17 protein-coding genes and 1 pseudogene are annotated in these 23,961 nt (G+C 74.1%); 14 read left to right on the top strand and 4 right to left on the bottom strand.

All coding sequences use genetic code 11. From position 1 onward, the window contains the following. Positions 1 to 258 precede the first annotated feature (258 nt). Positions 259 to 1,761 carry an IMP dehydrogenase gene (gene guaB / locus ACIRRH_RS06740; RefSeq protein WP_403062761.1) on the top strand — a complete coding sequence of 501 codons (1,503 nt, stop codon included), beginning with the start codon at positions 259 to 261 and terminating at the stop codon, positions 1,759 to 1,761. Positions 1,762 to 1,919: 158 nt separating this feature from the next. After that, positions 1,920 to 3,047, top strand: coding sequence for a GuaB3 family IMP dehydrogenase-related protein (locus ACIRRH_RS06735; RefSeq protein WP_403062758.1), 1,128 nt, complete (start codon positions 1,920 to 1,922; stop codon positions 3,045 to 3,047). Positions 3,048 to 3,144: 97 nt separating this feature from the next. On the opposite strand, the gene ACIRRH_RS06730 is transcribed toward ACIRRH_RS06735, so the two are convergent. Beyond that, complete coding sequence (locus ACIRRH_RS06730) at positions 3,145 to 3,708, bottom strand: hypothetical protein (RefSeq protein ID WP_403062755.1); 564 nt, start codon at positions 3,706 to 3,708, stop codon at positions 3,145 to 3,147. 253 nt (positions 3,709 to 3,961) lie between these two features. On the opposite strand from ACIRRH_RS06730, the gene ACIRRH_RS06725 reads away from it, so the two are divergent. Next, the gene (locus tag ACIRRH_RS06725) at positions 3,962 to 5,848 is read left to right on the top strand and encodes a serine/threonine-protein kinase (RefSeq protein ID WP_403062752.1); all 1,887 of its coding nucleotides are present in this window, start codon (positions 3,962 to 3,964) and stop codon (positions 5,846 to 5,848) included. Position 5,849: 1 nt separating this feature from the next. Here ACIRRH_RS06725 and ACIRRH_RS06720 read toward each other — a convergent pair whose 3' ends face one another. Beyond that, complete coding sequence (locus ACIRRH_RS06720; protein WP_403062749.1) at positions 5,850 to 6,383, bottom strand: SHOCT domain-containing protein; 534 nt, start codon at positions 6,381 to 6,383, stop codon at positions 5,850 to 5,852. A 58-nt stretch (positions 6,384 to 6,441) separates the two neighbouring features. On the opposite strand from ACIRRH_RS06720, the gene ACIRRH_RS06715 reads away from it, so the two are divergent. From ACIRRH_RS06715 to ACIRRH_RS06680, 8 genes and pseudogenes are all read left to right on the top strand, one after another. Then, a complete protein-coding gene (locus tag ACIRRH_RS06715) occupies positions 6,442 to 7,581 on the top strand; it encodes a protein kinase (RefSeq protein WP_403062746.1) in 1,140 nt (379 codons plus the stop codon). Positions 7,582 to 7,742: 161 nt separating this feature from the next. Beyond that, complete coding sequence (locus ACIRRH_RS06710) at positions 7,743 to 9,509, top strand: protein kinase (protein ID WP_403062743.1); 1,767 nt, start codon at positions 7,743 to 7,745, stop codon at positions 9,507 to 9,509. Between the two features lie 96 nt (positions 9,510 to 9,605). Then, entirely contained in the window at positions 9,606 to 11,237 is a 1,632-nt protein-coding gene (locus ACIRRH_RS06705) for a succinic semialdehyde dehydrogenase (protein WP_403062740.1), read from the top strand. A gap of 90 nt (positions 11,238 to 11,327) precedes the next feature. Next, the gene (locus ACIRRH_RS06700; RefSeq protein ID WP_403062737.1) at positions 11,328 to 13,160 is read left to right on the top strand and encodes a GMC oxidoreductase; all 1,833 of its coding nucleotides are present in this window, start codon (positions 11,328 to 11,330) and stop codon (positions 13,158 to 13,160) included. A 120-nt stretch (positions 13,161 to 13,280) separates the two neighbouring features. Further along, positions 13,281 to 15,269, top strand: a complete 1,989-nt coding sequence (locus ACIRRH_RS06695; protein ID WP_403062734.1) for a hypothetical protein — start codon at positions 13,281 to 13,283, stop codon at positions 15,267 to 15,269. 1,001 nt (positions 15,270 to 16,270) lie between these two features. Then, on the top strand, positions 16,271 to 17,866 hold the full coding sequence (gene guaA / locus ACIRRH_RS06690) for a glutamine-hydrolyzing GMP synthase (RefSeq protein ID WP_224284305.1): 1,596 nt from the start codon (positions 16,271 to 16,273) through the stop codon (positions 17,864 to 17,866). A gap of 211 nt (positions 17,867 to 18,077) precedes the next feature. Then, positions 18,078 to 18,620 (top strand): annotated as a pseudogene (locus tag ACIRRH_RS06685) (DoxX family membrane protein); the annotation flags it as partial. A 33-nt stretch (positions 18,621 to 18,653) separates the two neighbouring features. After that, the gene (locus tag ACIRRH_RS06680) at positions 18,654 to 19,142 is read left to right on the top strand and encodes a Rieske 2Fe-2S domain-containing protein (protein WP_403063667.1); all 489 of its coding nucleotides are present in this window, start codon (positions 18,654 to 18,656) and stop codon (positions 19,140 to 19,142) included. 46 nt (positions 19,143 to 19,188) lie between these two features. Here ACIRRH_RS06680 and ACIRRH_RS06675 read toward each other — a convergent pair whose 3' ends face one another. Then, complete coding sequence (locus ACIRRH_RS06675) at positions 19,189 to 19,398, bottom strand: hypothetical protein (protein ID WP_403062731.1); 210 nt, start codon at positions 19,396 to 19,398, stop codon at positions 19,189 to 19,191. Then, positions 19,395 to 20,849 (bottom strand): PspC domain-containing protein, encoded by a 1,455-nt coding sequence (locus tag ACIRRH_RS06670; RefSeq protein ID WP_403062728.1) that lies wholly within the window; start codon positions 20,847 to 20,849, stop codon positions 19,395 to 19,397. The genes ACIRRH_RS06675 and ACIRRH_RS06670 overlap by 4 nt, the downstream gene beginning before the upstream one ends. 263 nt (positions 20,850 to 21,112) lie before the next feature. Here ACIRRH_RS06670 and ACIRRH_RS06665 point away from each other — a divergent pair, with 263 nt between their 5' ends. From ACIRRH_RS06665 to ACIRRH_RS06655, 3 genes are all read left to right on the top strand, one after another. Further along, the gene (locus tag ACIRRH_RS06665; RefSeq protein ID WP_403063664.1) at positions 21,113 to 22,447 is read left to right on the top strand and encodes a PspC domain-containing protein; all 1,335 of its coding nucleotides are present in this window, start codon (positions 21,113 to 21,115) and stop codon (positions 22,445 to 22,447) included. Further along, on the top strand, positions 22,440 to 23,117 hold the full coding sequence (locus tag ACIRRH_RS06660; protein WP_403062725.1) for a LuxR C-terminal-related transcriptional regulator: 678 nt from the start codon (positions 22,440 to 22,442) through the stop codon (positions 23,115 to 23,117). The genes ACIRRH_RS06665 and ACIRRH_RS06660 overlap by 8 nt, the downstream gene beginning before the upstream one ends. 229 nt (positions 23,118 to 23,346) lie before the next feature. After that, on the top strand, positions 23,347 to 23,892 hold the full coding sequence (locus ACIRRH_RS06655; protein ID WP_403062722.1) for a hypothetical protein: 546 nt from the start codon (positions 23,347 to 23,349) through the stop codon (positions 23,890 to 23,892). Positions 23,893 to 23,961: the final 69 nt, after the last annotated feature.

Here is a 23,961-nt window from a genome sequence, read left to right as displayed (position 1 = left end):
CCGGGTGCGCGCCGATTGTGAGGAATGGGCCACGGGGCGGGGTTGTTGTCAAGGGCACACGAGGACACATTCGCGGTGCCAGTACCATGGGGTATCGGCGCCTGGGCGGGTTGCCAAAGTTTCACGGGTGCGCGCGGGGTCCCCTTGGAGGATCCTCCCATTGCACCCGGCTTCGGCGGTCTGCGCGAGTGAGCGATGAATGCGCCCCCACCCTCAGGGCGTGAGCGGATTAGGCCGGCCACGGAAGGTACCCCCCAAATGTCTTACAACGCCGCAGGCGTACCCGAGAAGTTCGCCATGCTCGGGCTCACGTTCGATGACGTCCTGCTGCTGCCCGGGGCCTCCGAGGTGCTGCCGAACCAGGTGGACACCTCCTCCCGGGTCTCCCGGAACGTCCGCGTCAACATCCCGCTGCTCTCCGCGGCGATGGACAAGGTCACCGAGGCCCGGATGGCCATCGCGATGGCGCGCCAGGGCGGCGTCGGCGTGCTGCACCGCAACCTGTCGGTCGAGGACCAGGCCAACCAGGTCGACCTGGTGAAGCGCTCCGAGTCCGGCATGGTCACCGACCCGATCACGGTCGGCCCGGAGACCACCCTGGCCGAGGCCGACGCGCTGTGCGCCAAGTTCCGCATCTCCGGCGTGCCGATCGCCGACGAGGCGGGCAAGCTGCTCGGCATCGTCACCAACCGTGACATGGCCTTCGAGTCGGACCGCAGCCGCCAGGTCCGCGAGATCATGACCCCGATGCCGCTGATCACCGGCAAGGTCGGCATCTCCGGGGTCGACGCGATGGCCCTGCTGCGCCGCCACAAGATCGAGAAGCTGCCGCTGGTCGACGACGAGGGCCGGATCAAGGGCCTGATCACCGTCAAGGACTTCGTCAAGGCCGAGCAGTACCCGAACGCCGCCAAGGACGCCGAGGGCCGGCTGCTGGTCGGCGCCGCCGTCGGTGCCAGCGCCGAGGCGTTCGACCGGGCCCAGGCCCTGGTCGAGGCCGGTGCGGACTTCCTGGTGGTGGACACCTCGCACGGCCACAGCCACAACGCGCTGGCCTGGATCGCGAAGATCAAGTCCGCCGTCAAGATCGACGTCGTCGGCGGCAACGTGGCCACCCGGGACGGCGCCCAGGCGCTGATCGACGCCGGCGTGGACGGCGTCAAGGTCGGCGTCGGCCCCGGCTCCATCTGCACCACCCGCGTGGTCGCCGGCATCGGCGTCCCGCAGATCACCGCCATCTACGAGGCCGCCCAGGCCTGCCAGGCGGCCGGCGTGCCGGTCATCGGCGACGGTGGCCTCCAGTACTCGGGCGACATCGGCAAGGCGCTGGCCGCCGGTGCCGACACCGTGATGCTCGGCTCGCTGCTGGCCGGCTGCGAGGAGTCCCCGGGCGAGCTGCTGTTCATCAACGGCAAGCAGTTCAAGTCCTACCGCGGCATGGGCTCGCTGGGCGCCATGCAGTCCCGCGGCCAGGCGAGGTCCTTCTCCAAGGACCGCTACTTCCAGGGCGAGGTCACCTCCGACGAGAAGCTCATCGCCGAGGGCATCGAGGGCCAGGTGCCGTACCGCGGCCCGCTGGCGACCGTGCTCTACCAGCTGGTCGGCGGCCTGCGCCAGACCATGGGCTACGTCGGCGCCGCCACCGTCGCCGAGATGGAGAGCAAGGGCCGCTTCGTCCGGATCACCTCGGCGGGCCTCAAGGAGAGCCACCCGCACGACATCCAGATGACCGTCGAGGCGCCGAACTACTCGACCCGCTGACCCGCCGGACCAGAAGGGCCTGCTGCCGGACCACGGCGGCGGGCCCTTCGGGCTGTCCGGGCCGTGGGCCGTCGGGGCGGGACCAGCGGCAGTACGGGATACTGGGGTGCGGCCGGGGTGACCCGGCGGGCATGAGCAACAAAGCAGAAGGGCTCGAAGTGACTGAGATCGAGATCGGGCGAGGCAAGCGCGGCCGCCGGGCGTACGCCTTCGACGACATCGCCGTCGTCCCCAGCCGCCGTACCCGGGACCCGAAGGAGGTCTCGATCGCCTGGCAGATCGATGCCTACCGCTTCGAGCTGCCGTTCCTGGCCGCCCCGATGGACAGCGTGGTCTCGCCGCAGCAGGCCATCAGGATCGGCCGCCTCGGCGGTCTGGGCGTGCTGAACCTCGAAGGCCTGTGGACCCGCTACGAGGACCCGCAGCCGCTGCTGGACGAGATCGCCGCGATCACCGACGAGCCCACCGCGACCCGTCGGCTCCAGGAGATCTACGCCGCGCCGATCCGCGCCGAGCTGATCAAGCAGCGGATCCAGGAGGTCCGCGACTCCGGCGTGGTCACCGCCGCCGCGCTCTCGCCGCAGCGCACCGCCGAGTTCTCCAAGGCCGTGGTGGACGCCGGCGTCGACGTCTTCGTCATCCGCGGCACCACCGTCTCGGCCGAGCACGTCTCCAGCGCCGCCGAGCCGCTCAACCTCAAGCAGTTCATCTACGAGCTGGACGTCCCGGTGATCGTCGGCGGCTGCGCCACGTACACCGCGGCGCTGCACCTGATGCGGACCGGCGCCGCCGGCGTGCTGGTCGGGTTCGGTGGGGGTGCCGCCCACACCACTCGGAACGTTCTGGGCATCCAGGTGCCGATGGCCACTGCCGTGGCCGATGTGGCGGCGGCCCGTCGTGACTACATGGACGAGTCCGGCGGTCGCTACGTGCACGTGATCGCGGACGGTGGGGTCGGGTACAGCGGGGACATCCCGAAGGCGGTCGCCTGCGGCGCCGACGCGGTGATGATCGGTGCCGCGCTGGCCCGTGCCACCGACGCCCCGGGCAAGGGCTTCCACTGGGGCATGGAGGCCGTCCACGAGGAGCTGCCGCGCGGCAAGCGGGTGGACCTCGGCACGGTCGGCAGCACCGAGGAGATCCTGACCGGTCCCTCGCACACCCCGGACGGCACCATGAACCTCTTCGGTGCGCTGCGGCGGGCGATGGCGACCACGGGGTACACGGAGCTCAAGGAGTTCCAGCGGGTCGAGGTGACGGTCAACCCGGCGCCCGACCACCGCTGAGGCCTGGGTTTTTCGTGGTGAGGGAGGCCCCTGCCGGGGAGACGGTGGGGGCCTCTCGGCCTTCCGGGGCGGGGTGGGGGCTTTCGGGAACGGCGGGTCAACCGCGGGTGGCGGTGCGGCGGGTGAGCAGGAAGCCGCCGATGAGGGCGATGGCGTAGAAGGCGGCGTCGAGGGGGCGCAGGTCGGCGCGCCAGGTGGCGACGGTGTCGTGCAGCAGGCCGTGGGGGGCGCGGCCGTCGGCGTGGATCCGGCGGAGGTGCTCGATCAGCTGGCCGAGGAGGAGGGCGCCGGCTGCGAGGAGGGCGCCGAGCGGGGGGAGTAAGCGGCCCTGGCCGCCGAGGCGGCCGAGCGGGAGGGCGACCAGGCCGGCCGGGGCGATGGCCAGCCAGCCGAGGCTGTCGGCGGCGCGCAGGGGGGCGCTGCCGTAGGCGAGGCCGCCGAGCAGCATGGCGAGCAGGGCCAGGGCCACGGCCAGGGCGGTGCGGCGGCGGGGGACGGGGCGGGGCGCGGGTTCGGTGGGCTCGAAGCCGGTCACCGGGGCGCCCGGCATGCCGGGGGCGACGTAGCCCTCGGGGGTGGCCGGGACCGGTGCGACCGAGTAGTGCTGGGCGGTGAGCGGCCGGGTCGATGGGCCGTCAGTGCCCGGTGCGGGTGCGGTCATGGGCGTCGAATCCCCCCGGAAAGACGATGAGCTGCCGAACGGTAGCAGTGACCCGGACAGATCTTGGCGAGTTTTCGATCACAGATCGGGCACGGAGCGCCGTACCCGTTCCGGTTCGTCCCGGCTTGGGTCGGGGGGGCGGGTGGTCGAGGGCTCCCGGGACAGGGGATGATGGAGGCTTGGGCGCTCGGGACCCAGGTGGGCCGACGCGCCGTCACCACGACCGCCGGCAGCACATGGGGGAACGTTCCGAATGACCCAGGCGCAGGGTTCCACCGGCCGCCTCCTGGCCGGCCGCTACCGCCTGAACGGCGTGCTCGGGCGCGGCGGCATGGGCACGGTCTGGCGCGCCGAGGACGAGATGCTGGGCCGGACCGTCGCGGTCAAGGAACTGCGGATGAACGCCAGCGTCGACGAGGAGGAGAAGCACCGGCTGATCACCCGGACGCTGCGCGAGGCCAAGGCGACCGCGCGGATCCGGCACAGTTCGGCGGTGACGGTCTTCGACGTGGTCGACGAGGACGACCGGCCGTGGATCGTCATGGAGCTGGTCGAGTCCCGCTCGCTCGCCGACGTGGTGCGGGAGGACGGGCCGCTGACGCCCGGCCGGGCGGCGGAGATCGCGCTGGACGTGCTGGGCGTGCTCAGCGCGGCGCACGCGCTCGGCATCCTGCACCGGGACGTCAAGCCGTCCAACGTGCTGATCGGCGAGGACGGCCGGGTGGTGCTCACCGACTTCGGCATCGCCAGCGTGGAGGGCGACGCCTCGGTCACCTCCACCGGGATGCTGGTCGGCGCGCCCTCGTACATCTCGCCGGAGCGGGCCCGCGGGCAGAAGCCCGGGCCGCCGGCCGACCTGTGGTCGCTGGGCGGCACGCTGTACGCGATGGTCGAGGGCCGGCCGCCGTACGACCGGGGCTCGGCGCTGGCCACGCTGACCGCGGTGATGACCGAGGACCTGACCGCGCCGGTGAACGCCGGGCCGCTGCTGCCGGTGATCGAGGGGCTGCTGGCGAAGGACCCGGCCGAGCGGCTGGACGCCTCGCAGACCCGGTCGATGCTCAAGCGGGTGGTCGCGGAGGCGACCGCGCGGGCCGAGTCGACCACCGAGCACGCGGTGCCGGTGGAGAAGCCGGCCGAGGCGGCGCCGGCGCCTTCGAAGGCGGAGCCGGAGCAGCCCGAGGACGGCCGCAAGCGGGCTGTGGGCGGGCTGCTGGGGACGGTTCGGGTGGGGAGCCGGGCGCAGGGTGCGGAGCCGGCCGCGGAGGCCGCGGAGCCCGCCCCGGTCGAGCCGGGGCCGGAGCCGATCCGGCCGGTGACCAGTGAGTGGACGAGGGGTGCGACGCAGGCGGCCGGGGCCGACCCGCGCACCGGCCGGCGGCGGCTGGCCATCGCCACCGTGATCGTGGTGCTGCTGCTGATCGCCGGAGTGGTGGCGGTGATCCAGGCGGTCGGTGGGGACGGCGGTCCGAACGGCGGGGCCACGCAGAGCGCGGGTGCCACGGCGCCGGTGGCGACCGGTACGGAGCCGGTGCCGACGTCGGCACCGGCGGGCGAACCCGCGCCGGCGCCCGCCCAGCCGACGGGCGATCCGGCTGCGGTGCCGGACGCGCCCGTGCAGTCCGCCGCCGCGCCGGCGGCCCCCGTGCAGCCCCCGGCACAGGCCCAGCCCCCGGCACAGCCCGCGCCGGGCGCCGTGCCGGCCGGGTACCACGAGTACAAGGACCCGAGCGGCTTCTCGGTCGTGCTCCCGGACGGCCTGCAGCCGACCGGGTCGGAGGCCAACCGGCGGATCTTCAAGAACGCGGCCGACGGCAGCCAGCTGCGGATCGAGTGGACCACGTCGCCCGGTCCGAGCGCGGTTGCGGACTGGCAGGAGTCCGAGCCGGCCCTGATCGCGAAGGTCACCAACTACCAGCGGGTGAACCTGGCGGCGATCGGCTACCGGCAGTGGAGCAACGCGGCGGACTGGGAGTGGACCAGCGGCACGCCGAGGACGCACTCGCTCAACCGCGGCTTCGTGACCGGGACCCCGGCCAAGTACGGGTACTCGATCTACTGGATCGTCCCGGACACCGAGTGGGCCGCCCAGGCCCCGGTCCGGGACGTCGTCTTCAACAGTTTCCAGCCCGCGCCGTAGGTCAGACGATCAGGCGCTGCTTGGCGCGGGTGAACTCGTCCTCGGTGAGGGCACCGGAGGCGCGCAGGGCGGCCAGCCGTTCCAGCTGGCCGATGAGCTGTTCGCCGGTGGCGGCCTCGGCCGGTGCGGCGACGGGCACGGCCTTCGGGGTGTTGCGGGCGGCCCGGGCGCAGGCCCGGAGCTGCTCGGCGAAGAACTCGGCCTTGACCACGTCCTCGAAGCGGTGCGAGCCGGTGAGCGCCACCACCAGGAGCACTTCGCCGTTGAGCTTGGTGCGGGTCACGGTGACGTCGGTGACGGCGGCAAGCGGAACCGGTACCGGCGGTTTCCCGTCCTTCAGGAAGAGCAGCCGATGGGTGGTCAGCACGAGCACTCCCTTGCGGAAGTGCTCGGGGTGGCGCCCGGCGGTGGAGGCGACCGGCTTCTCGCCGTCGATGACGGTCGCCTCGACGGCGCGGACAGCCTCGACCTGGTTGGCTTTGCTGCGGTTTCCTGACGCCTCGAAGGCGGTGTCGATCAAATCAGTCCAGTCCATGGGATCGAGCCTAAGCGGAGCCGCTCAGTAGGCTGCTCGGTGAGTGAGAGGAACTGGCATGCGAGGCGGCCCCGGGCAGTTGCTGGCGGGGCGGTACCGGCTGACGGACCGTCCCGGACCGCTGCGCGCCCACGCGGTGGACGAGCGGACCGGTGAATCGGTGCTGCTGAGCGCCCTGGAGCTGCCGGCGCTGCTGACGGCGGGCCAGGACCCGGAGGAGGCGGCCGCGGCGCAGGCGGACCGGCTGGTGCGGCGGGTGGCGGCGGTCGGCTCGGCCGCGCCGGTGGCGCACCCGCGGCTGCTGCGCGGGGTCGGCGCGTTCGTCGAGGGCGAGCTGCTGTGGACGGTGGAGGAGCGGCCGGCCGGGCGGACGGTGGCCGAGCTGCTCGCCGACGGCCCGCTGCCGCCGTACCGGGCGGCCGAGTTGGCGGCGGACCTGGCCGGCGCGCTGCGGGCGCTGCACGCGGCCGGGCTCATCCACGGCAACGTGACCGCGGAGTCGGTGCTGGTCTGCGAGGACGGCGCGGCGATGCTCGGCGGGCTGCTCGCCGGGGTGGCGCAGGAGGCGCTGGCCGAGGAGCTCGGTGGGCCGGGCGGCCGGCGCCGGTACGAGGTGCGGGCCACCCTGGTCGGCCCGGTGGCGGAGCGCTGGCCGCTGGACGGCGGTCCGGCGGGCGACTGCTGGGCGCTCGGGGTGCTGGTGCAGCGGCTGGTCACCGGCCGCGCGCCGTACCCGGAGCGGGGCGTGCCGGAGCTGGTGACGGCCGTACGGGACGGGCGGCGCGAGCCCGCGGTGGTGTGCGGGCCGCTCGCGCCGCTGGTGGAGCGGCTGTTGCAGCCCGATCCGGTGCTGCGGCCGACCGCGGAGGCGGTGCGCGGGGAGCTGGCGGAGCTGCTGGCGGGGGCACCGGAGCCGGTCGACGGGGACCGGGTGACGCAGAGCCGGACCGGTGACGGGCCGGGGCCGAAGCCGGAGGCGCCGCCGGTGCCGCGGCAGCCGCGCCTGCGCGGCGGGAAGGCCGGGGGTTCCAGGGCCGGGGGGAGTGCCCGAAAAGGCGGGAACGGCGGGGACTTCGGGGCAGGAAGCGGGGCGAAACCGCCCCGGATACCCCCCTCTCTGCTGGGCCCGCTGTTGGTGGGTGGAGTGTTTGCGCTGCTGGTGCTGGGAATTGTCGCGGTGGTGCTGTTCGCAGGCTGACCGCCCGCCCGGAATCCGGCCTTCCGGTCCAGGGGGCGGGCGTGATTACCCGGGGCGGCAAGGTGCGCCTAATGTGTGCGTGGGATTTGTTCGAACAGTGGTCTGCACCAGGCCCTCCGTCGCGGTGACGGCAGGCGGAATGTGTGGGGGAGCGGGCGCAGATGGGCGTGCAGGACCGGCCGGAGGCGGCCGAGGCGGAGCGGTTGCTGGCCGGGCGGTACGAGCTCGGCGAGCGGCTCGGCCGGGGCGGCATGGGCACCGTCTGGCGGGCCTGGGACCGGATGCTCGACCGCGAGGTCGCGGTCAAGGAGCTGACCGTCAACCACCTGCCGGAGGAGGATCTCCAGATCCTGCACACCCGGATGAAGCGCGAGGCCAGCGCGGCCGCGCGGATCAAGCACCCCAACGTGATCACCGTGCACGACGTGCTGGAGCAGGACGGCCGGCCGTGGATCGTGATGGAGCTGGTGGACGGCCGCTCGCTGGCCGACGTGATCAGCCAGGACGGCACCCTGCAGCCGCGTGCCGTCGCCGAGGTCGGCAGCCAGGTGCTCGCCGCGCTGCACCGCGGCCACCAGCTGGGCGTGCTGCACCGGGACGTGAAGCCGGCCAACGTGCTGCTGGAGCGCGGCACCGGGCGGGTGGTGCTGATGGACTTCGGCATCGCGAAGTACGAGGGCTCGACGGAGCTGACCCGGCCGGGCGACCTGGTCGGCTCGCCGGACTACCTGGCGCCGGAGCGCGCCCAGGGCGAGCGGCCCGGGCCGGCCTCCGACCTGTGGGGCCTCGGGGCGACGCTGTACGCGGCGGTCGAGGGCCAGTCGCCGTTCCGGCGGGACTCGCCGATCACCACGCTCGCCGCGGTGGTCGACGAGCCGCTGCCGGAGTCGCGGCGGGCCGGGCCGCTGGGGCCGGTGCTGGCCGCGCTGATGGCCAAGGACCCGGACGAGCGGCCGACCGCGGACGAGGCCGCCCGGATGCTGGCCGAGGTGCAGGCCGGGCACACGATGGGCCTGAAGTCGGTCCCGGCGGTGCGCATGCCCACCCAGTCGGTGCCGGTGGTGGACCGCAGCGAGGGCCGGGGGCTGGTGGCGGAGCCGGCCGAGGGCTCCGAGGAACCGACCGAGCCGAAGGCCTCCGGGCCCGCCGTCCCCGCCGGACCGGGCACCGCCGGACCGGACACCGCCGGACCGGACACCGCAGGGGGCGAGCAGGCCGCCGCCCTGGCGCGCACCGGGCCCGTCGCGCCGGTGCCGCACTCCGTCACGCCCGTGCGCGGACCGGCCAAGCGCCGCAACCTGCTGAAGATCGCCGGCATTGCGGTGGCCGTGGGCCTGCTGGCCGCCGCGGGCACCTTCCTCACCACCCGGCACGTGGTGGGCGGCGGCGGCGCGGACGACGACCCGACGCCGACGGCCGTCGAGTCCACCGGGCCCGAGCCCACCAGCGACGCCACCCCCGCGGTGGCGCCGCCCAGCGGCTACCACTGGGTCGACGACCCGGCCGGCTTCCGCTTCCCGCTGCCGAACGGGACCCCGGCCTGGCAGCGGATCAGCTCCGGGGACAACCAGATCTTCTACACCCCCGACGGCAAGGTGCACTACCTGCAGTTCGCCGTCACCGTCGGCCAGTCGGTCAAGCCGCTGGAGCACATGCGGCAGATGGAGGCCAGCCTCTCCAAGGCGCTCAAGGACTACAAGCAGCACCGGATGGCCAGCGCGGCGGTGAAGGGCCAGGAGGCGGCGGTCTGGGAGTTCAGCTACCTGGCCAAGGAGGGCGGCCGCCGGCGCGCGATCGAGACCGAGTTCATCAGCCAGGACGGCACCAGCTACGCGATCTACTCGTCCAGCCCGGAGAAGGGCAGCGAGTGGAACGAGGCCGAGCAGCGTTTCTACGCGGTGCTCAACAGCTTCACGCCGACCCGCTGACGGGCGTCGGGCAGGGGCGCCCGCTTTCACCCGACTGCGGCAGATTTTTGTTACCGGCGGGTACCGGACCGGCTGCCGAGCGCCTAGGCTGCGCGTATGTCGGACCTCACAGCAGATGCAGTGGCCACCGAACACCCCGGCGCCGGCAATCCGGCGGCCCCCGGTGGCGGCCGGACGGTCGCCGCGGCCGTCCCGCCGTCCCTGGTCGCCAGGCTCGCCGCCGGCGTCACCGCCACCGGCGAGCCCGACCTGGTGGAGACCGTCGCCCCGCTGACCGGCGAACGGCTGGCCAGCCTGCCGCAGTCCACCCCGGCCGACGTCGAGGTCGCCTTCCAGCTGGCCCGCCGCGCCCAGGCGGCCTGGTCCGCGCTGCCGGTGCGCCGCCGGGCCGCCGTCCTGCTGCGCTTCCACGACCTGCTGCTCAGGCGGCAGGACGAGGTGCTGGACCTCATCCAGGCGGAGACCGGCAAGGCCCGGCTGCACGCCTTCGAGGAGGTGCTGGCCGTCGCCATGGCCGCCCGGCACTACGGGCGGGCCGCGCACGGGTACCTCAAGGACAAGCGGCGCGGCGGCGCGCTGCCGTTGCTCACCCACGCCGTCGAGGCCCGCCGCCCCAAGGGCGTGATCGGCCACATCTCGCCGTGGAACTACCCGCTGGAGCTGTCCATCGGTGACGCCCTGCCCGCCTTCGTGGCCGGCAACGCGGTGGTCAACAAGCCCGACACCCAGACCGCGCTGACCGCGCTGTGGGCCCGCGAACTGCTGGTCGAGGCCGGGCTGCCGGCCGACCTGTGGCAGGTCGTGATCGGCGACGGCCCGGTGATCGGCCCCGCCGTGGTGGAGCACGCCGACTACGTCTCGTTCACCGGCTCCACCCGGACCGGCCGTGACGTCGCCCAGCGCGCCGCCGCCCGGCTGGTCGGCGCCTCGCTCGAACTCGGCGGCAAGAACGCCATGCTGGTGCTCGCCGACGCCGACCTCGACGCGGCCGCCGCGGGCGCCGTGCGGGCCTGCTTCTCCTCCGCCGGTCAGCTGTGCATCTCGATCGAGCGGCTGCTGGTGCACCGCTCGGTGGCCGACGAGTTCCTGGAGCGCTTCGCCGCCCGCACCCGGGCGCTGCGCCTCGGCGGGGGTCTCGCGTACGGGGCGGACATGGGCTCGCTGGTCTCCGTCCGCCAGCTGGAGACCACCACCCGGCACGTGGACGAGGCGGTCAAGGCGGGTGCCACGGTGGTGGCCGGCGGGCGTGCCCGGCCCGACCTCGGCCCGTTCTTCTTCGAGCCGACCATCCTCGACGGCGTCACCCCGGACATGGCGGTCTGCGCCGAGGAGACCTTCGGTCCGGTCGTCTCCCTCTACCGCTTCGACACCGACGAGGAGGCGGTGGCCGCCGCCAACTCCACGCCGTACGGCCTGAACTCCAGCGTCTGGACCAGGGACCTGCGGCGCGGCCGGACGGTCGCGGCCCGGCTGCGCACCGGCACGGTGAACGTCAACGAGGCCTACGCCGCCGCGTACGGCTCGGTCGGCTCGCCGATGGGCGGCATGGGCGACTCCGGGCTGGGCCGCCGGCACGGCGCCGAGGGCATCCTGCGCTTCACCGAGGCGCAGACCATCGCGACCCAGCGGCTGCTGCCGATCGCGCCCTCGTTCGGCCTGGACGACAAGCAGTTCGCCGCCGTGATGACCGGCGGGCTGCGGGCGCTCAAGGCGCTGCGCTTCAAGTAGGCCTCGGCGGCACACCGGGCCCCGCACTTCCGGCGGGGCCCGGCTCGCGGTACCCACAGGCAGGTTCACCCGGCGAAGGAGCGGTGGCAGATGGTGCAGTCCGGCGGTGCGGCGGAGTTCGACTACGACGTGGTGGTGGTCGGGTCCGGCTTCGGCGGATCGGTCGCGGCCCTGCGGCTGACCGAGAAGGGCTACCGGGTCGCCGTCCTGGAGGCCGGCCGGCGCTTCGACCGGGACGAACTGCCCAGGAACTCCTGGGACCTGCCGAACTACCTGTGGGCGCCGCAGCTCGGGCTGTACGGCATCCAGCGCATCCACCTGCTGGCCAACGTGCTGATCCTGGCCGGCGCCGGGGTCGGCGGCGGCTCGCTGAACTACGCCAACACCCTGTACGTGCCGCCGAAGGCCTTCTTCGAGGACCGCCAGTGGCGCCACATCACCGACTGGCAGCAGGAGTTGGCGCCGTTCTACGACCAGGCGCAGCGGATGCTCGGGGTCCGGCTCAACCCGACCCTCACCCCCTCCGACGTCCACCTGAAGGCGGCCGCCGAGCGGATGGGCGTCGGCGACACCTTCCACATGGCGCCGGTCGGGGTCTTCTTCGGCGACGGCGGGGACGCTGGGGGCACCTCCCGGACGGAGTCCGGGGGAGGCAGCGCCAAGGCGGCGCCCGGGGGCGAGGTGGCCGACCCGTACTTCGGCGGCGCCGGCCCGGCGCGCAAGGCCTGCGTGGAGTGCGGCGAGTGCATGACCGGCTGCCGGCACGGCGCCAAGAACATGCTCACCGAGAACTACCTCCACCTGGCCGAGCGGGGCGGCGCGGAGATCCACCCGCTCACCACGGTGGCCCGGATCCGGGAGATCGGCGGGGCCGACGGGAATCGCGGCTACGCCGTGGACGTGCGCCGCACCGACGCGCGCTCGAAGACCGACCGGGTGAAGGCGGGCGCGCGGACCATCACCGCGGCCCGGGTGGTCGTCGCGGCCGGCACCTACGGCACCCAGTCGCTGCTGCACCGGATGCGGGACGGCGGCCACCTGCCCAGGATCTCGGAGCGCCTGGGCGAGCTGACCCGCACCAACTCCGAGGCCCTGGTCGGCGCGCAGACCACCGACCGGCGCTACGGCACCAAGGCGGACTTCACCAAGGGCGTGGCGATCACCTCCTCGATCCATCCGGACGCCAACACCCACATCGAGCCGGTCCGCTACGGCAAGGGCTCCAACGCGATGGGCGCGCTGTCCATCGCCCAGGTCAGGGGTGGTGGAACGATCCCGCGCTGGCTGCGCTACCTGGGCAACTCGGCGCTCCACCCGGTGACCTTCGCCCGCTCGATGAACCAGCGCCGCTGGTCCGAGAGGACGATCATCGGCCTGGTGATGCAGTCGCTGGACAACTCGATCACCGTCTCGCTGAAGAAGGGCCCGCTCGGCAAGGCCCGGCTCACCTCCACCCAGGGCCACGGCGAGCCCAACCCGACCTGGATCCCGGCCGCCGAGCAGGGCGCCCAGGCGCTGGCCGACGAGATCAACGGCTTCCCGGGCGGCACCGTCGGCGAGATCTTCGACATCCCGATGACGGCACACTTCCTGGGCGGCTGCCCGATCGGCGACGCCCCCGAGACCGGCGTGGTGGACCCGTACCACCGGCTGTACGGCTACCCCGGGATCAGCGTGGTGGACGGTTCGGCGGTCTCCGCCAACCTGGGCGTCAACCCCTCGCTCACCATCACCGCGCAGGCCGAGCGCGCCATGTCGATGTGGCCGAACAAGGGCGAGGCGGACCCGCGCCCGGCCCAGGGCGAGGAGTACCGGCGGGTGGCGGCGGTGGCGCCGCTGCGGCCGGCCGTGCCCGAGGGCGCGTTCGGCGCGCTGCGGCTGCCGCTGCTGCCCGTCCCGGAGGTCCCGAAGAAGCGCGGCTGAACCCGGTCCGGCAGGCCAATCCGCTTGCCCCGGTTCCCGGTTGACATCCGTTCGGGTCCGATGGGATAAACGGGCTCCCTGGGGCGGCCAGGGACTCGTCGAGCGGGGGGAACGCGGGCCATGGCCAACTGCACAGCGTGCGGGGCGACTTCGGAGGAGGGGTCGCCCGCCTGCGGGTCGTGCGGGCGGCCGTTCGCGCCCCCGCCGCCCGCCGTCCCGCCGCCCGCCGTCCCGCCGCCGGCCGTCCCGCCGCCGGCCGTCCCGCCGCCGGCCGTCCCGCCGCCGGCCGTCCCGCCGCCGGCCGTCCCGCCGCCGGCCGTCCCGCCGCCTCCGCCGGGTGCGGCCCCGTCCGTCCCGCCGCCCGCCGTCCCGCCGCCCGGGTACGCACCGCAGCCGGGATACGGGCCGCCGCCCGGGTACGGACCGGCCGCCGCGCCCCCGCCCGCCCTGGGCAGCTGGGGCGCCGGGCAGTCGTACGACAAGCCGTCGGCCTTCCAGCGCCTGCTGACCGCGGCGGACTGGCGTCCGGCGGTCAAGGCGGCCGTCGCGCCGACGCTCGTCCTGCTGGCCGCCGCGCTGATCGCGGCGATCCCGAGCGACTACCGGTACGAGTACCGGTTCCAGTCGGCCGGCTTCGGCGAGCGCTTCGGCTCGACGCTGTCGATGGCCCTGAACGCGCTCGGCGCACCGTTCCGGCTCGGGTACCAGAGCCCGCTGAGCCAGGACCGGACCGACCGGCTGGAGATCGCCCTCCGGGTGCTGCCGATGACCGTCACCGTGCTCTGGTGCCTGGCGCTCTGGCTCGGCCTGCGGGCCGGGCTGCGCCGGCGCAAGGCGGTGGAGGGCCAGCTCACCCGGGGCCAGGCCGCCGGCGAGGCGATCCGCACCGCCCTGGTCCTCGCGGCGGTGAGCGGACTGCTCGGGCTGGTCGGCAGCACGGACTGGCACCCCGCGGGCAGCACCGTGAAACCCGACTACTTCGGCTCCGGCGGCCAGAAGCCCGGCAGGCCGCTGATCACTGCGGACTCCGGCTGGCTGGAGGCGGCCGCCTGGACCGCAGTGGCGGCCGCTCTGCTGGCCTTCGTCGTCTACGGCACCGACGCGCTGCGCTGGGCCGCCTGGCGCAGCCGCGCGGTGCGCGGCTGGGCGGTGTCCGCGCTGGCCGCCGGGCAGACGCTGGCGGTCTCGGTGGGGCTGTCCTCGGTGACGGCCTTCGTGTTGGTCGCGGCCAACAGCGAGAGCGGTGCGCAGACCGGGATCTCGCTGGCCTTCCTGCCCAACCTCGGCCTCAGCCTGCTCGGCTTCGGCTCGGGCGCGACGTTCCGGACGCACTCCGGCCTGTCCGGCGGCGGCGACTCCCGCAGTGACGGCTCCTGGGGCGACCGCAGCGCCGAGGCCGACTTCTCCTTCTTCGACCTGCACGACCTGACCGGCGACTGGCGCTGGGCCGGTCTGCTCGCGCTCGCCTCGGCACTCCTGCTGGGCTGGGCGGCGTTCCGGCGCGGGCTGGACGCGGCCGACCGGCTGCGCCTGGCGGCCGTGCACGCCGGGGCGCTCACCCTGCTGATGACCGTCTGCGGGGCGCTGCTGACGCGGACCATGTCCACCTCGGGCTGGGTCGGCTCGGGGCGGATGGAGTTCTCCGAGGAGGAGTCGGTCGGGCTGGTGTTCCTGAGCGTGCTGGTGGCCAACGCGGTCTGGGCGCTGGCCGGCGCGCTGCTGGTGCCGCCGCTGCTGGCGGCCGTCCGCGGCCGGGGCGCGGGCGCGCCGAGCGGCGCCGTGCCGTACGCCGAGTCCCCGTTCGCTCCGGCCCGGGGCGCCGCGCCGTACCCGGCGGCGGTGCCGCCGGAGGTGCCGTACGCGACGCCGCCGCACGGCGTCCCGGCCCAGGACGGGCCGGTGCCCGCCGGCCCGGGGCAGGGGGCTGCGGGGTACGGCGTGCCGCCGCAGGCCGCCGCGCCGCAGGACGCGCCGTTCGCCTCCGGGAGCGGGGTGAGCGAGGTGCTCGCCTCGCACGAGGCGTCGGCCGCCCCGGCCGGCGGGGCGCCGGTGCCGCCGCCCCCGGCCGAGGAGCCGGTCGACCCGAGCGTCTGGCGCAAGCACCCCTGAGTCCGCGGCCACGGACGTACGGGGGCATACGGGGGCGCAACGGGAAAGGGCAAAGGGCCCCGCGGGGGAACGGGGCCCTTTGTCGGTCAGCACTCGGCGTCAGGGCCGCGCCGGTGCTGGGGTGACGGCGCCGGGGGAGGAGCGCCGTCGTGTCGGTTGGCTTCGGGGTGCGCCGTGCGGCTCCGGCGTGGGTGGCCGGCCGCACGGGGCGCGCACGCCCGTGTGCGGCGGGTCGGCGCGCGGGTCTGCGCTGGTCCCGCGCTCACGGAGCGTGAGCTGAAAACCGCTTGCCGCCTCCCTGCGGCGCGGCTGCGGAGGACACGTCACGGACCTCCTCGGTGAGCCGTGAGGCGCCGGGAGAACCGCTTACAACGAGCATCGTGATGGACGAGGGGCTCGCTCTGCAACCGGTTCGGCACAGTTGGGCAGAGAGCATTTCCCGCCGGGACCACCGTCGATGATCACGGTGCGTAGTGGTTCTGGTGGTTGCGGCGCACGGGGACGCGCGTAGCGGCGCGGGTCGTTCGGGGGCGTGCGCCGGGCGTGCACCGATCGGACCGGGGGTGCGACGGCCGGTCCCGGGCGTCCCCGGACTCCGGCCGTCCCACCTCTCGGCCCAGTCGCGGCCGGGGTCGCTGTCCCCTGCTGGCCGGCCGCGGCACCCGCGCACGGTCCCACGGAGCCGTGCGCCCGGCGGGCCGGGCGGCGGCACCACGTGCGCCGGTGGACTGGGATGGAGCTCCACGCGTGGTCCTGCTGCCGTACGGCGGTGCCCCCGCGGGGACGGGCGGCGCGTCTGGCGGACGCGGCGCGGCCGTACGTTCGTCAGAAGCAACGAACCGCCGCCCCACCCGGTCACGGTTCATTGGACGGGCAGACGAGTGAAACCGGACAGCCCGGTAGAATCGGTGTTCAGACACCCCACACCGTCCGCCGCCGCTGCCCCCGCCCGGGAGGCGGCCAACGCGCGACACCTCGATACCGCTGCCGGAAGGCCGTCTGTGTCCTCTGCAATTCCCGTCCAGTCCGCGCCGGACAACGACCCCGTCCTGGTGGTCGACTTCGGCGCCCAGTACGCCCAGCTCATCGCCCGTCGGGTACGTGAGGCGCGGGTCTACAGCGAGATCGTGCCGAGCAGCATGCCGGTCGCCGAGATGCTCGCCAAGAACCCCAAGGCGATCATCCTCTCCGGCGGCCCGTCGTCGGTCTACGAAGAGGGCGCGCCGCAGATCGACCGCGCGATCTTCGAGGCCGGTGTCCCGGTCTTCGGCATGTGCTACGGCTTCCAGCTGATGGCCAAGACGCTCGGCGGCACCGTCGACAACAACGGCGCCCGCGAGTACGGCCGCACCCCGCTGACCGTCTCCCGCACCGGCTCCACCCTGTTCGAGGGCGTCCCGGCGCAGCACTCGGTGTGGATGTCGCACGGCGACGCCTGCTCCGCCGCCCCGGAGGGCTTCGCCGTCACCGCCTCCACCGACCTGGTCCCGGTCGCGGCCTTCGAGAACGACGAGGCCCGGCTGTACGGCGTCCAGTACCACCCCGAGGTGCTGCACTCCGACCACGGCCAGCAGGTCCTGGAGCACTTCCTCTACCGCGGCGCCGGCATCGCCCCGACCTGGACCACCGGCAGCGTGGTCGAGGAGCAGATCGCCCTGATCCGCGAGCAGGTCGGCGACAAGCGCGCGATCTGCGGCCTGTCCGGCGGCGTGGACTCCGCGGTCGCGGCCGCCCTGGTCAACAAGGCCATCGGCGACCGGCTGACCTGCGTCTACGTCGACCACGGCCTGATGCGCAAGGGCGAGACCGAGCAGGTCGAGAAGGACTTCGTGGCCGCCACCGGCGTCCAGCTGAAGGTCGTCGACGCCTCCGAGCGCTTCCTGAACGCGCTGAAGGGGGTCACCGACCCCGAGGAGAAGCGCAAGATCATCGGCCGTGAGTTCATCCGGGTCTTCGAGCAGGCCCAGGCCGAGATCATCGCCGAGGCCGGCGAGCACGGCGAGTCGGTCGACTTCCTGGTCCAGGGCACCCTGTACCCGGACGTGGTGGAGTCCGGTGGCGGCACCGGCACCGCCAACATCAAGTCCCACCACAACGTCGGCGGCCTGCCCGAGGACCTCCAGTTCCAGCTGGTCGAGCCGCTGCGCAAGCTGTTCAAGGACGAGGTCCGGATGGTCGGCCAGGAGCTGGGCCTGCCGGAGGAGATCGTCCAGCGCCAGCCGTTCCCGGGCCCGGGTCTGGGCATCCGGATCGTCGGCGAGGTCACCAAGGAGCGCCTGGACCTGCTCCGCGACGCCGACGCGATCGCCCGCGAGGAGCTGACCGCGGCCGGCCTGGACCGCGAGATCTGGCAGTGCCCGGTCGTGCTGCTCGCCGACGTCCGCAGCGTGGGCGTGCAGGGCGACGGCCGCACCTACGGCCACCCGATCGTGCTGCGCCCGGTCTCGTCCGAGGACGCCATGACCGCCGACTGGTCGCGCCTGCCGTACGACGTGCTGGCGAAGATCTCCACCCGGATCACCAACGAGGTCCGCGACGTGAACCGCGTTGTCGTCGACGTCACCAGCAAGCCGCCGGGCACCATCGAGTGGGAGTAGCACTCCCGCCGGCCGCCGGGGCGCGTTCTCGTCCTGGGGCCGATGCCTGAACGGCCGCGCCGTCGTTCCCCCATCAGGGAACGACGGCGCGGCCGTTCGTGGTGCGTACGCCGTCCTCCGGGAGGGGCTTCCCGCCGAAAGCGGCCGGGAGCGGGCAGAATGCGGACCGGACCCGTCAGGCAGTGGCGGGCGGCGAGGGAAGGTGTGAGGGATGACGGAGGCCAGCAACTCGGTGCCGGCCGGTGGGGGAGCGGCCGGCCGGGCCGACCGGGCAGCGCAATGGCGGGCGCTCGCGTCGACGTACGCGCTGCTGCCGCTGCGGATCTTCCTCGGCGTCACCTTCGTCTACGCCGCCCTGGACAAGCTCTCCGACGCCCACTTCCTGGCCGGGGCGGGCGACCCGGCCTCCTTCGTCTCGCAGACCCAGGCCGCCAAGGCGGGCGGCAGCCCGATCTCCTTCCTGCTCGGCCCCGCCCTCGACCACCCGACCCTGTTCGCGCTCGCCATCGCCTTCGGCGAGCTGGCGGTCGGCCTCGGCACCCTGCTCGGCCTCTGGGGCCGGGCCGCCGCGCTCGGCGGTGCGCTGCTCGGCCTCAGCCTGTGGCTGACCGTCAGCTGGAGCGTCACGCCGTACTACCTCGGCAACGACCTGGCCTACGTGATGGCCTGGACCCCGCTGCTGCTGGCCGGCACGCCGTACCTGTCGGTGGACGGCTACCTGGCCCGCCGGGCCGAGCGGGACCGCGCGCGCGGGCTGGGCGAGGACCACGTCAAGCGCCGGGCCCTGGTGGACGGCGGGATCGCGGCTGTCGCGATCGGCGGGGCCGGGCTGCTCACCGGCTCGCTGACCCGGACCTTCGGCCGGGACGGGTCGGCCGCCGCCAAGCAGTCGGCGGCTCCGGACTCCGCCGCCCCGGTCTCCGCCGCCCCGGTTTCTGCCGCCCCGGTCTCCGAGGCCCCGGCACTGGCCCCCGCGGTGCCCGCCGCGAGTGTGCCGGTCGGCGGCTCGGCCCAGGTCAAGGACCCGGTCACCGGTGACGCCGTCTACATCGTGCAGCCCAAGGCGGGCCAGTACTGCGCGTTCTCCGCGGTGTGCACCCACACCGGCTGCGCCGTGGACGCGCCGAAGGACGGCCGGCTGTACTGCCCCTGCCACGGCTCCCGGTTCGACGCCGCGACCGGTGCGGTGCTCAACGGGCCGGCGGTCAAGCGGCTGCCCAGGTACGCCGTCAGCAAGAACGGGGACCAGCTGATCCTGGGCCCGCAGCAGAGCTGAGGACCCAGGGCCGGCCAGGGCTTCTCCTCGCGGTCGTCCCGCGCGGTCATTCCTCGCGGTCCGGCCGGCCGCGCCGGGCCACCGCCGCGACCGCGCCGGCCAGGCCGCCGACGCCGAGCACGATGAAGGCGACCGGGATGACGATCCGCCCGTTCACCGACTGGTCGTTGAGCGCCGCGACCAGGTAGAGCACGGCGATCACGGTGAACAGCGCGCCCGCGATCAGCGAGAACAGGTCGAGCCGGTGCTTCCTCACTGCTGGACCACCTTGATGTTGCCGAGCCCGATTCCGAGTTCGAGATTGAGGGTGCCCTTGGCCGGCTGCCCGCCGGCAGGGCCGATCAGGTAGTTGTGCCGCCCGGTGCTGTCGTTGCGCTCACCGGGGACGGTGACGTTGCCCAGGCCGACCCGGGCCACCAGGTTCACCGTCACGTCGTCCGGCACGGTGACGGTCATGTCGCCGGTGCCGAGGTCGACCTTGGTGGCGAGGGTGGCCCCGGCCGGGTCGACCGCGGACAGGTCCAGCCTGATCTGCCCGGCGCCCAGGTTGTACCGGTCGTGCAGGTCGGCCGCCGAGACGACGGTCCAGTCGCGCTCACCGACCGCGTTGCGCATGGAGTCCGGCGAGTGGCCGACGAAGGCCAGCGCCAGGGTGAGCAGCAGACCGGTCACCGCCAGCCGGCGGGCCCGGCCGAACTTCGCACCGACCAGCAGCGTCAGGCCCACCACCAGCAGTGCGGTGGCCAGCACCGTCGCGCCCAGCACGGTGGGGTTGTGGTGGTCGGAGGAGGCGGCCCAGACCGCGGCGCCCGCGCCGACCGCCAGCAGGAAGCCGAAGAAGCCGAGCGCCGAGCGCTCCCGGGGGTGCCGTACGGCGGCGGGCTCGGGGCCGCGCTTCGCACGCTCCTTGCGCAGCGGGTCGCCCTGCGGCAGGTCGGCGCGCTGCCACCAGGGCTGGGCCGGGCCGCCGACCGGCGGCACCGGGGTGCCGAACGGCGGGGTCGGGGTGGCCGAGGTGGCGCCCCCGTACGGGTTGCGCTCGGGGTGGCGCGGGTCCCACAGGTAGCCGCCGGCACCGGGGGCCGGGCTGTCGGCGGGGACCTTCCCGGCGGCCCGGGCGGCGGCGTGCTCGGTCCGGGCCGACTCGTCCTGCTCCGGCCGCGGCCACCGGTAGGCCCCGGCGTCGCCGGTGATCCCGGGGCTCTCGGGCTCGGGGAAGTGGCGGTCGTACGGGCCGCCGCGGCGGGGCTCGCGCCCCCGGCCCCGGCGGCGCTCCGGGTCGTAGCGCACCGCCAGGAAGACCAGGGCGGCGAGCAGCAGCAGCGGGAAGATCTGGTCCCCGTCGCCCATCGAGGAGAAGAACACCCCGGTGCCGATCACGGTCAGCAGCACGGCGCCGACCGACTGGCCGTCCACCCGCCCGGTGAGCACCCGCTGGAGCTCGGTGCGCCCGCCGCGGCCCTTGGCCTCGTCGTCGGTCGGGACGATCAGCCAGGCCAGGCCGTACAGGAACAGCCCGAGGCCGCCGGAGAGGCAGAGCACCACCGTGACGATCCGGAAGACCACCGGGTCGATGTCCAGGTGCCGCCCGAGGCCGCCGCAGACGCCGGCCACCACGCGGTGGTGCTCGGCCCGGGTCAGTGGCGGGCGGTCCGGTTCCGGCTGGGCGGCGGGCCCGGCCTCCTCGATGCGGGGGTCCTCGGTCATGGGCACCATCCTTCCGGCAGGGGGTGGTCCGGCCCAACCGGGGCGACCCCTGTCCGTACCCTGACTTGTCCCTGATACGGGATGGGGACACACCCTGATGCGCCCGCGGCTGCGCGCGTGGAACCATCGGTGGCGTGGCAGCCCCCGGTACCGATCCCCGATCCATCGCCCCCGACACCGCGTCGTCGGCCGGCGCCGACCCGAGCGCGCCCGACGGCGGGAGGCCGCCCTACCGGCGGCTCTACCGCAGTCCGCAGGGACGGATGCTGGGCGGGGTCGCGCACGGCCTGGCGGTGCACCTCGGGCTGCCGGTGCGATGGGTGCGGCTCGCCTTCGTCGTGCTGTTCTTCGCGCAGGGGATCGGCGCGCTGCTGTACGCCGCGTTCTGGTTCGTGGTGCCGATCGGCATCGGCGAGCCCTCGCAGCGCGGCGGAGCCCAGTGGGTGTACCTCAACGGGGTGTTCGTCCCGGCCTCGCCCGGGATGCCGGGCGGCCTGCTGAGCAAGGGCGTCCAGGCCGGCGGCTGGGTGGGCCGGATGCGCCAGCTGCTCCAGCACACCCTGCAGGGCGAGCCGGTGGCCGCCCCCGCGGAGGGCGAGGAGGCCGCGCCGGCCGGCAAGGGCGGGCAGGGCGGCCTCGGCCAGCTCGCCGCCCTGGTGATGACGGTGATCGGCCTGATCGCCCTGCTCAACGTGCTTGGCCTGCAGACCGCCAAGCCGTACACCTGGCCGCTGCTGGCGATCGGCGTCGGCGTGGCGCTGGTCTGGCGGCAGGCCGACGACTCGCGCTGGCAGCGCTGGTTCGGCATCGAGGAGGGCGAGAAGCGGCGCGGCGCCTACACCCGGGTCGGCGCGGGCGTACTGCTCGCGGTGGCCGGCACCATCGCGCTGCTCGCGATGCAGGGCAGCGGCTCCACGCTCGGCTCGGTGATCGAGGCCTCGCTCGCGGTGCTGGCCGGCGTGCTGGTGCTGCTCGGCCCGTACGGCCTGCGGCTCTGGCAGGACCTCGGGGCCGAGCGCACCGCCCGCATCCGTGCCCAGGAGCGGGCCGAGATCGCCGCGCACATCCACGACTCCGTGCTGCACACCCTGACCCTGATCCAGCGCCGGGCCGAGGACCCCAAGGAGGTGCTGCGGCTGGCCCGCTCGCAGGAGCGCGAGCTGCGGCTGTGGCTGTACCGCCCGGAGGCCGCCGCGGAGGCCGCGCCGGACACCATGGCGGAGACCCTGCGGGCCGCCGTCGCCGAGGTCGAGGACCGGCACGGCGTCCAGGTCGAGCTGGTGATCGTCGGCGACTGCCCGATGGACGAGAGGATCGCGGCACAGATGCAGGCCGCGAGGGAGGCGACCGTCAACGCGGCCAAGTACGGTGGCGGGGGACCGGTCCAGGTCTACGCCGAGGTGGAGGGGAGGACGGTGTCGGTGTTCGTCCGCGACCACGGCCCCGGCTTCGACCCCGACACGGTGCCCGAGGACCGGATGGGCGTACGGGAGTCGATCATCGGCCGGATGAAGCGCAACGGCGGCACCGCTCGGGTGCGGCCTGCGGCGGGCGGCGGCACCGAGGTCGAGCTGGAGATGGAGAGAACGGATGACTGAGACAGCTCCGGAGCGCACGGCGCGGGTCGTGCTGGTGGACGACCACCGGATGTTCCGGACGGGGGTCAGGGCCGAGATCGGCCGTACCGAGGTGACCGGCATCGACGTGGTCGGCGAGGCCGACGACGTGGACTCGGCGGTCCGCGTGGTCGCCGGGACCAGGCCGGACGTGGTGCTGCTCGACGTCCACCTGCCGGGCGGCGGCGGCGTCGAGGTGCTGCGCCGCTCGGTCGGGGTGATGGGCGAGCAGGGAGGGGTGAAGTTCCTGGCGCTGTCGGTGTCGGACGCCGCCGACGACGTCATCGGCGTCATCCGCGGGGGCGCGCGCGGCTACGTCACCAAGACCATCACCGGCACCGACCTGGTGAACGCGATCTTCCGGATCGCCGACGGCGACGCGGTGTTCTCGCCCCGGCTGGCCGGCTTCGTGCTGGACGCCTTCGCCGCCACCGACACCCCGCCGGTGGACGAGGACCTGGACCGGCTCACCCAGCGCGAGCGCGAGGTCCTGCGGCTGATCGCCCGCGGCTACGCCTACAAGGAGATCGCCAAGCAGCTCTTCATCTCGGTGAAGACGGTCGAGAGCCACGTCTCCGCCGTCCTGCGCAAGCTCCAGCTGAGCAACCGCCACGAGCTGACCCGCTGGGCCACCGCCCGCCGCCTGGTCTGACGGCCTCGATTCCGTACCCGCTGTAGTCTCCCGGTGGCCCGGCGATGTCGGGCCACCGGGAGGGGGAGACATGGGGGACGCAGCCAGGGCCGATCCGACCGGCCTGGCGAACGTGGGGGAGAAGACGCAGGAGAGAGCGCTTCCCGGTCATCGGCAAGATCGCGAGCGGCCGCGGGAAGACGATCCCCCGGCAGGACCTCAGGTGGTGGTCCGGGCGTGGTGGGGGCCCGTGACGGCGGTCCTCCTGGCACTTCTGGCCGGCTGGCTCTTCTGGCCGGAGCCCGACGCACCGGTCATGCCGGTCGAACAGGCACAGCACCGGATCGAGGCCGAGCTCGCCGATGTGGCCGGGGCGCTTCACCCGGGCCTCCAGTGGACCGAGGCGAGGTACGGCAGTGACGCGGACACCACCGGGTTCTGCGGCACCTCCGGGTGCGAGAAGACAGGCCGGGCGGAACTGGCGGCCGGGCAGGTGGCCCGGGTCCGGGTCTCCGACGACCGGCGCAGCGAAACGCTCGACAAGGTCCAGGCGGTCTGGGCCGGAAAGGGCTATGCGGTCACGCGCACCTGGTACTCGCTGGAGGTGAAGGAGGACCGGAACCCGCGCTTCAGCCTCCGGTTCTCCGTCGAACAGGGCGGCTGCGCGAGGTTCGCGGCCTCCCAGTACGACGTCAAGGACACCACCGGGCCCGACGGATCCGGCGGGTTCGCCCAGGGACCGAAGGACTCCGCCGGCCAGTGCGCGACCGTCGACGACCCGTACTGGTCGCACTGACGCCGTCGAGCCCGTCCGGTCCGGATCCTGCGGAGCGGGCGGGCTTGTCGGTGGGTGGCCATAGACTCG

It is taken from the genome of Kitasatospora sp. NPDC101235 (assembly GCF_044767505.1).
Taxonomy (GTDB): Bacteria; Actinomycetota; Actinomycetes; order Streptomycetales; family Streptomycetaceae; genus Kitasatospora.
Note: the sequence above shows the minus strand (reverse complement) of the source record. Positions and strands in the feature narration are given on the sequence as shown.

What these genes read in the sequence shown, in the direction of transcription:
- guaB (WP_403062761.1), top strand. Translation starts at nt 259, where the DNA reads ATGTCTTACAACGCCGCAGGCGTACCCGAGAAGTTCGCCATGCTCGGG.
- ACIRRH_RS06730 (WP_403062755.1), bottom strand. Translation starts at nt 3,708, where the DNA reads ATGACCGCACCCGCACCGGGCACTGACGGCCCATCGACCCGGCCGCTC.
- ACIRRH_RS06725 (WP_403062752.1), top strand. Translation starts at nt 3,962, where the DNA reads ATGACCCAGGCGCAGGGTTCCACCGGCCGCCTCCTGGCCGGCCGCTAC.
- ACIRRH_RS06720 (WP_403062749.1), bottom strand. Translation starts at nt 6,383, where the DNA reads ATGGACTGGACTGATTTGATCGACACCGCCTTCGAGGCGTCAGGAAAC.
- ACIRRH_RS06715 (WP_403062746.1), top strand. Translation starts at nt 6,442, where the DNA reads ATGCGAGGCGGCCCCGGGCAGTTGCTGGCGGGGCGGTACCGGCTGACG.
- ACIRRH_RS06710 (WP_403062743.1), top strand. Translation starts at nt 7,743, where the DNA reads ATGGGCGTGCAGGACCGGCCGGAGGCGGCCGAGGCGGAGCGGTTGCTG.
- ACIRRH_RS06705 (WP_403062740.1), top strand. Translation starts at nt 9,606, where the DNA reads ATGTCGGACCTCACAGCAGATGCAGTGGCCACCGAACACCCCGGCGCC.
- ACIRRH_RS06700 (WP_403062737.1), top strand. Translation starts at nt 11,328, where the DNA reads ATGGTGCAGTCCGGCGGTGCGGCGGAGTTCGACTACGACGTGGTGGTG.
- ACIRRH_RS06695 (WP_403062734.1), top strand. Translation starts at nt 13,281, where the DNA reads ATGGCCAACTGCACAGCGTGCGGGGCGACTTCGGAGGAGGGGTCGCCC.
- ACIRRH_RS06670 (WP_403062728.1), bottom strand. Translation starts at nt 20,849, where the DNA reads ATGACCGAGGACCCCCGCATCGAGGAGGCCGGGCCCGCCGCCCAGCCG.
- ACIRRH_RS06665 (WP_403063664.1), top strand. Translation starts at nt 21,113, where the DNA reads ATGCTGGGCGGGGTCGCGCACGGCCTGGCGGTGCACCTCGGGCTGCCG.
- ACIRRH_RS06660 (WP_403062725.1), top strand. Translation starts at nt 22,440, where the DNA reads ATGACTGAGACAGCTCCGGAGCGCACGGCGCGGGTCGTGCTGGTGGAC.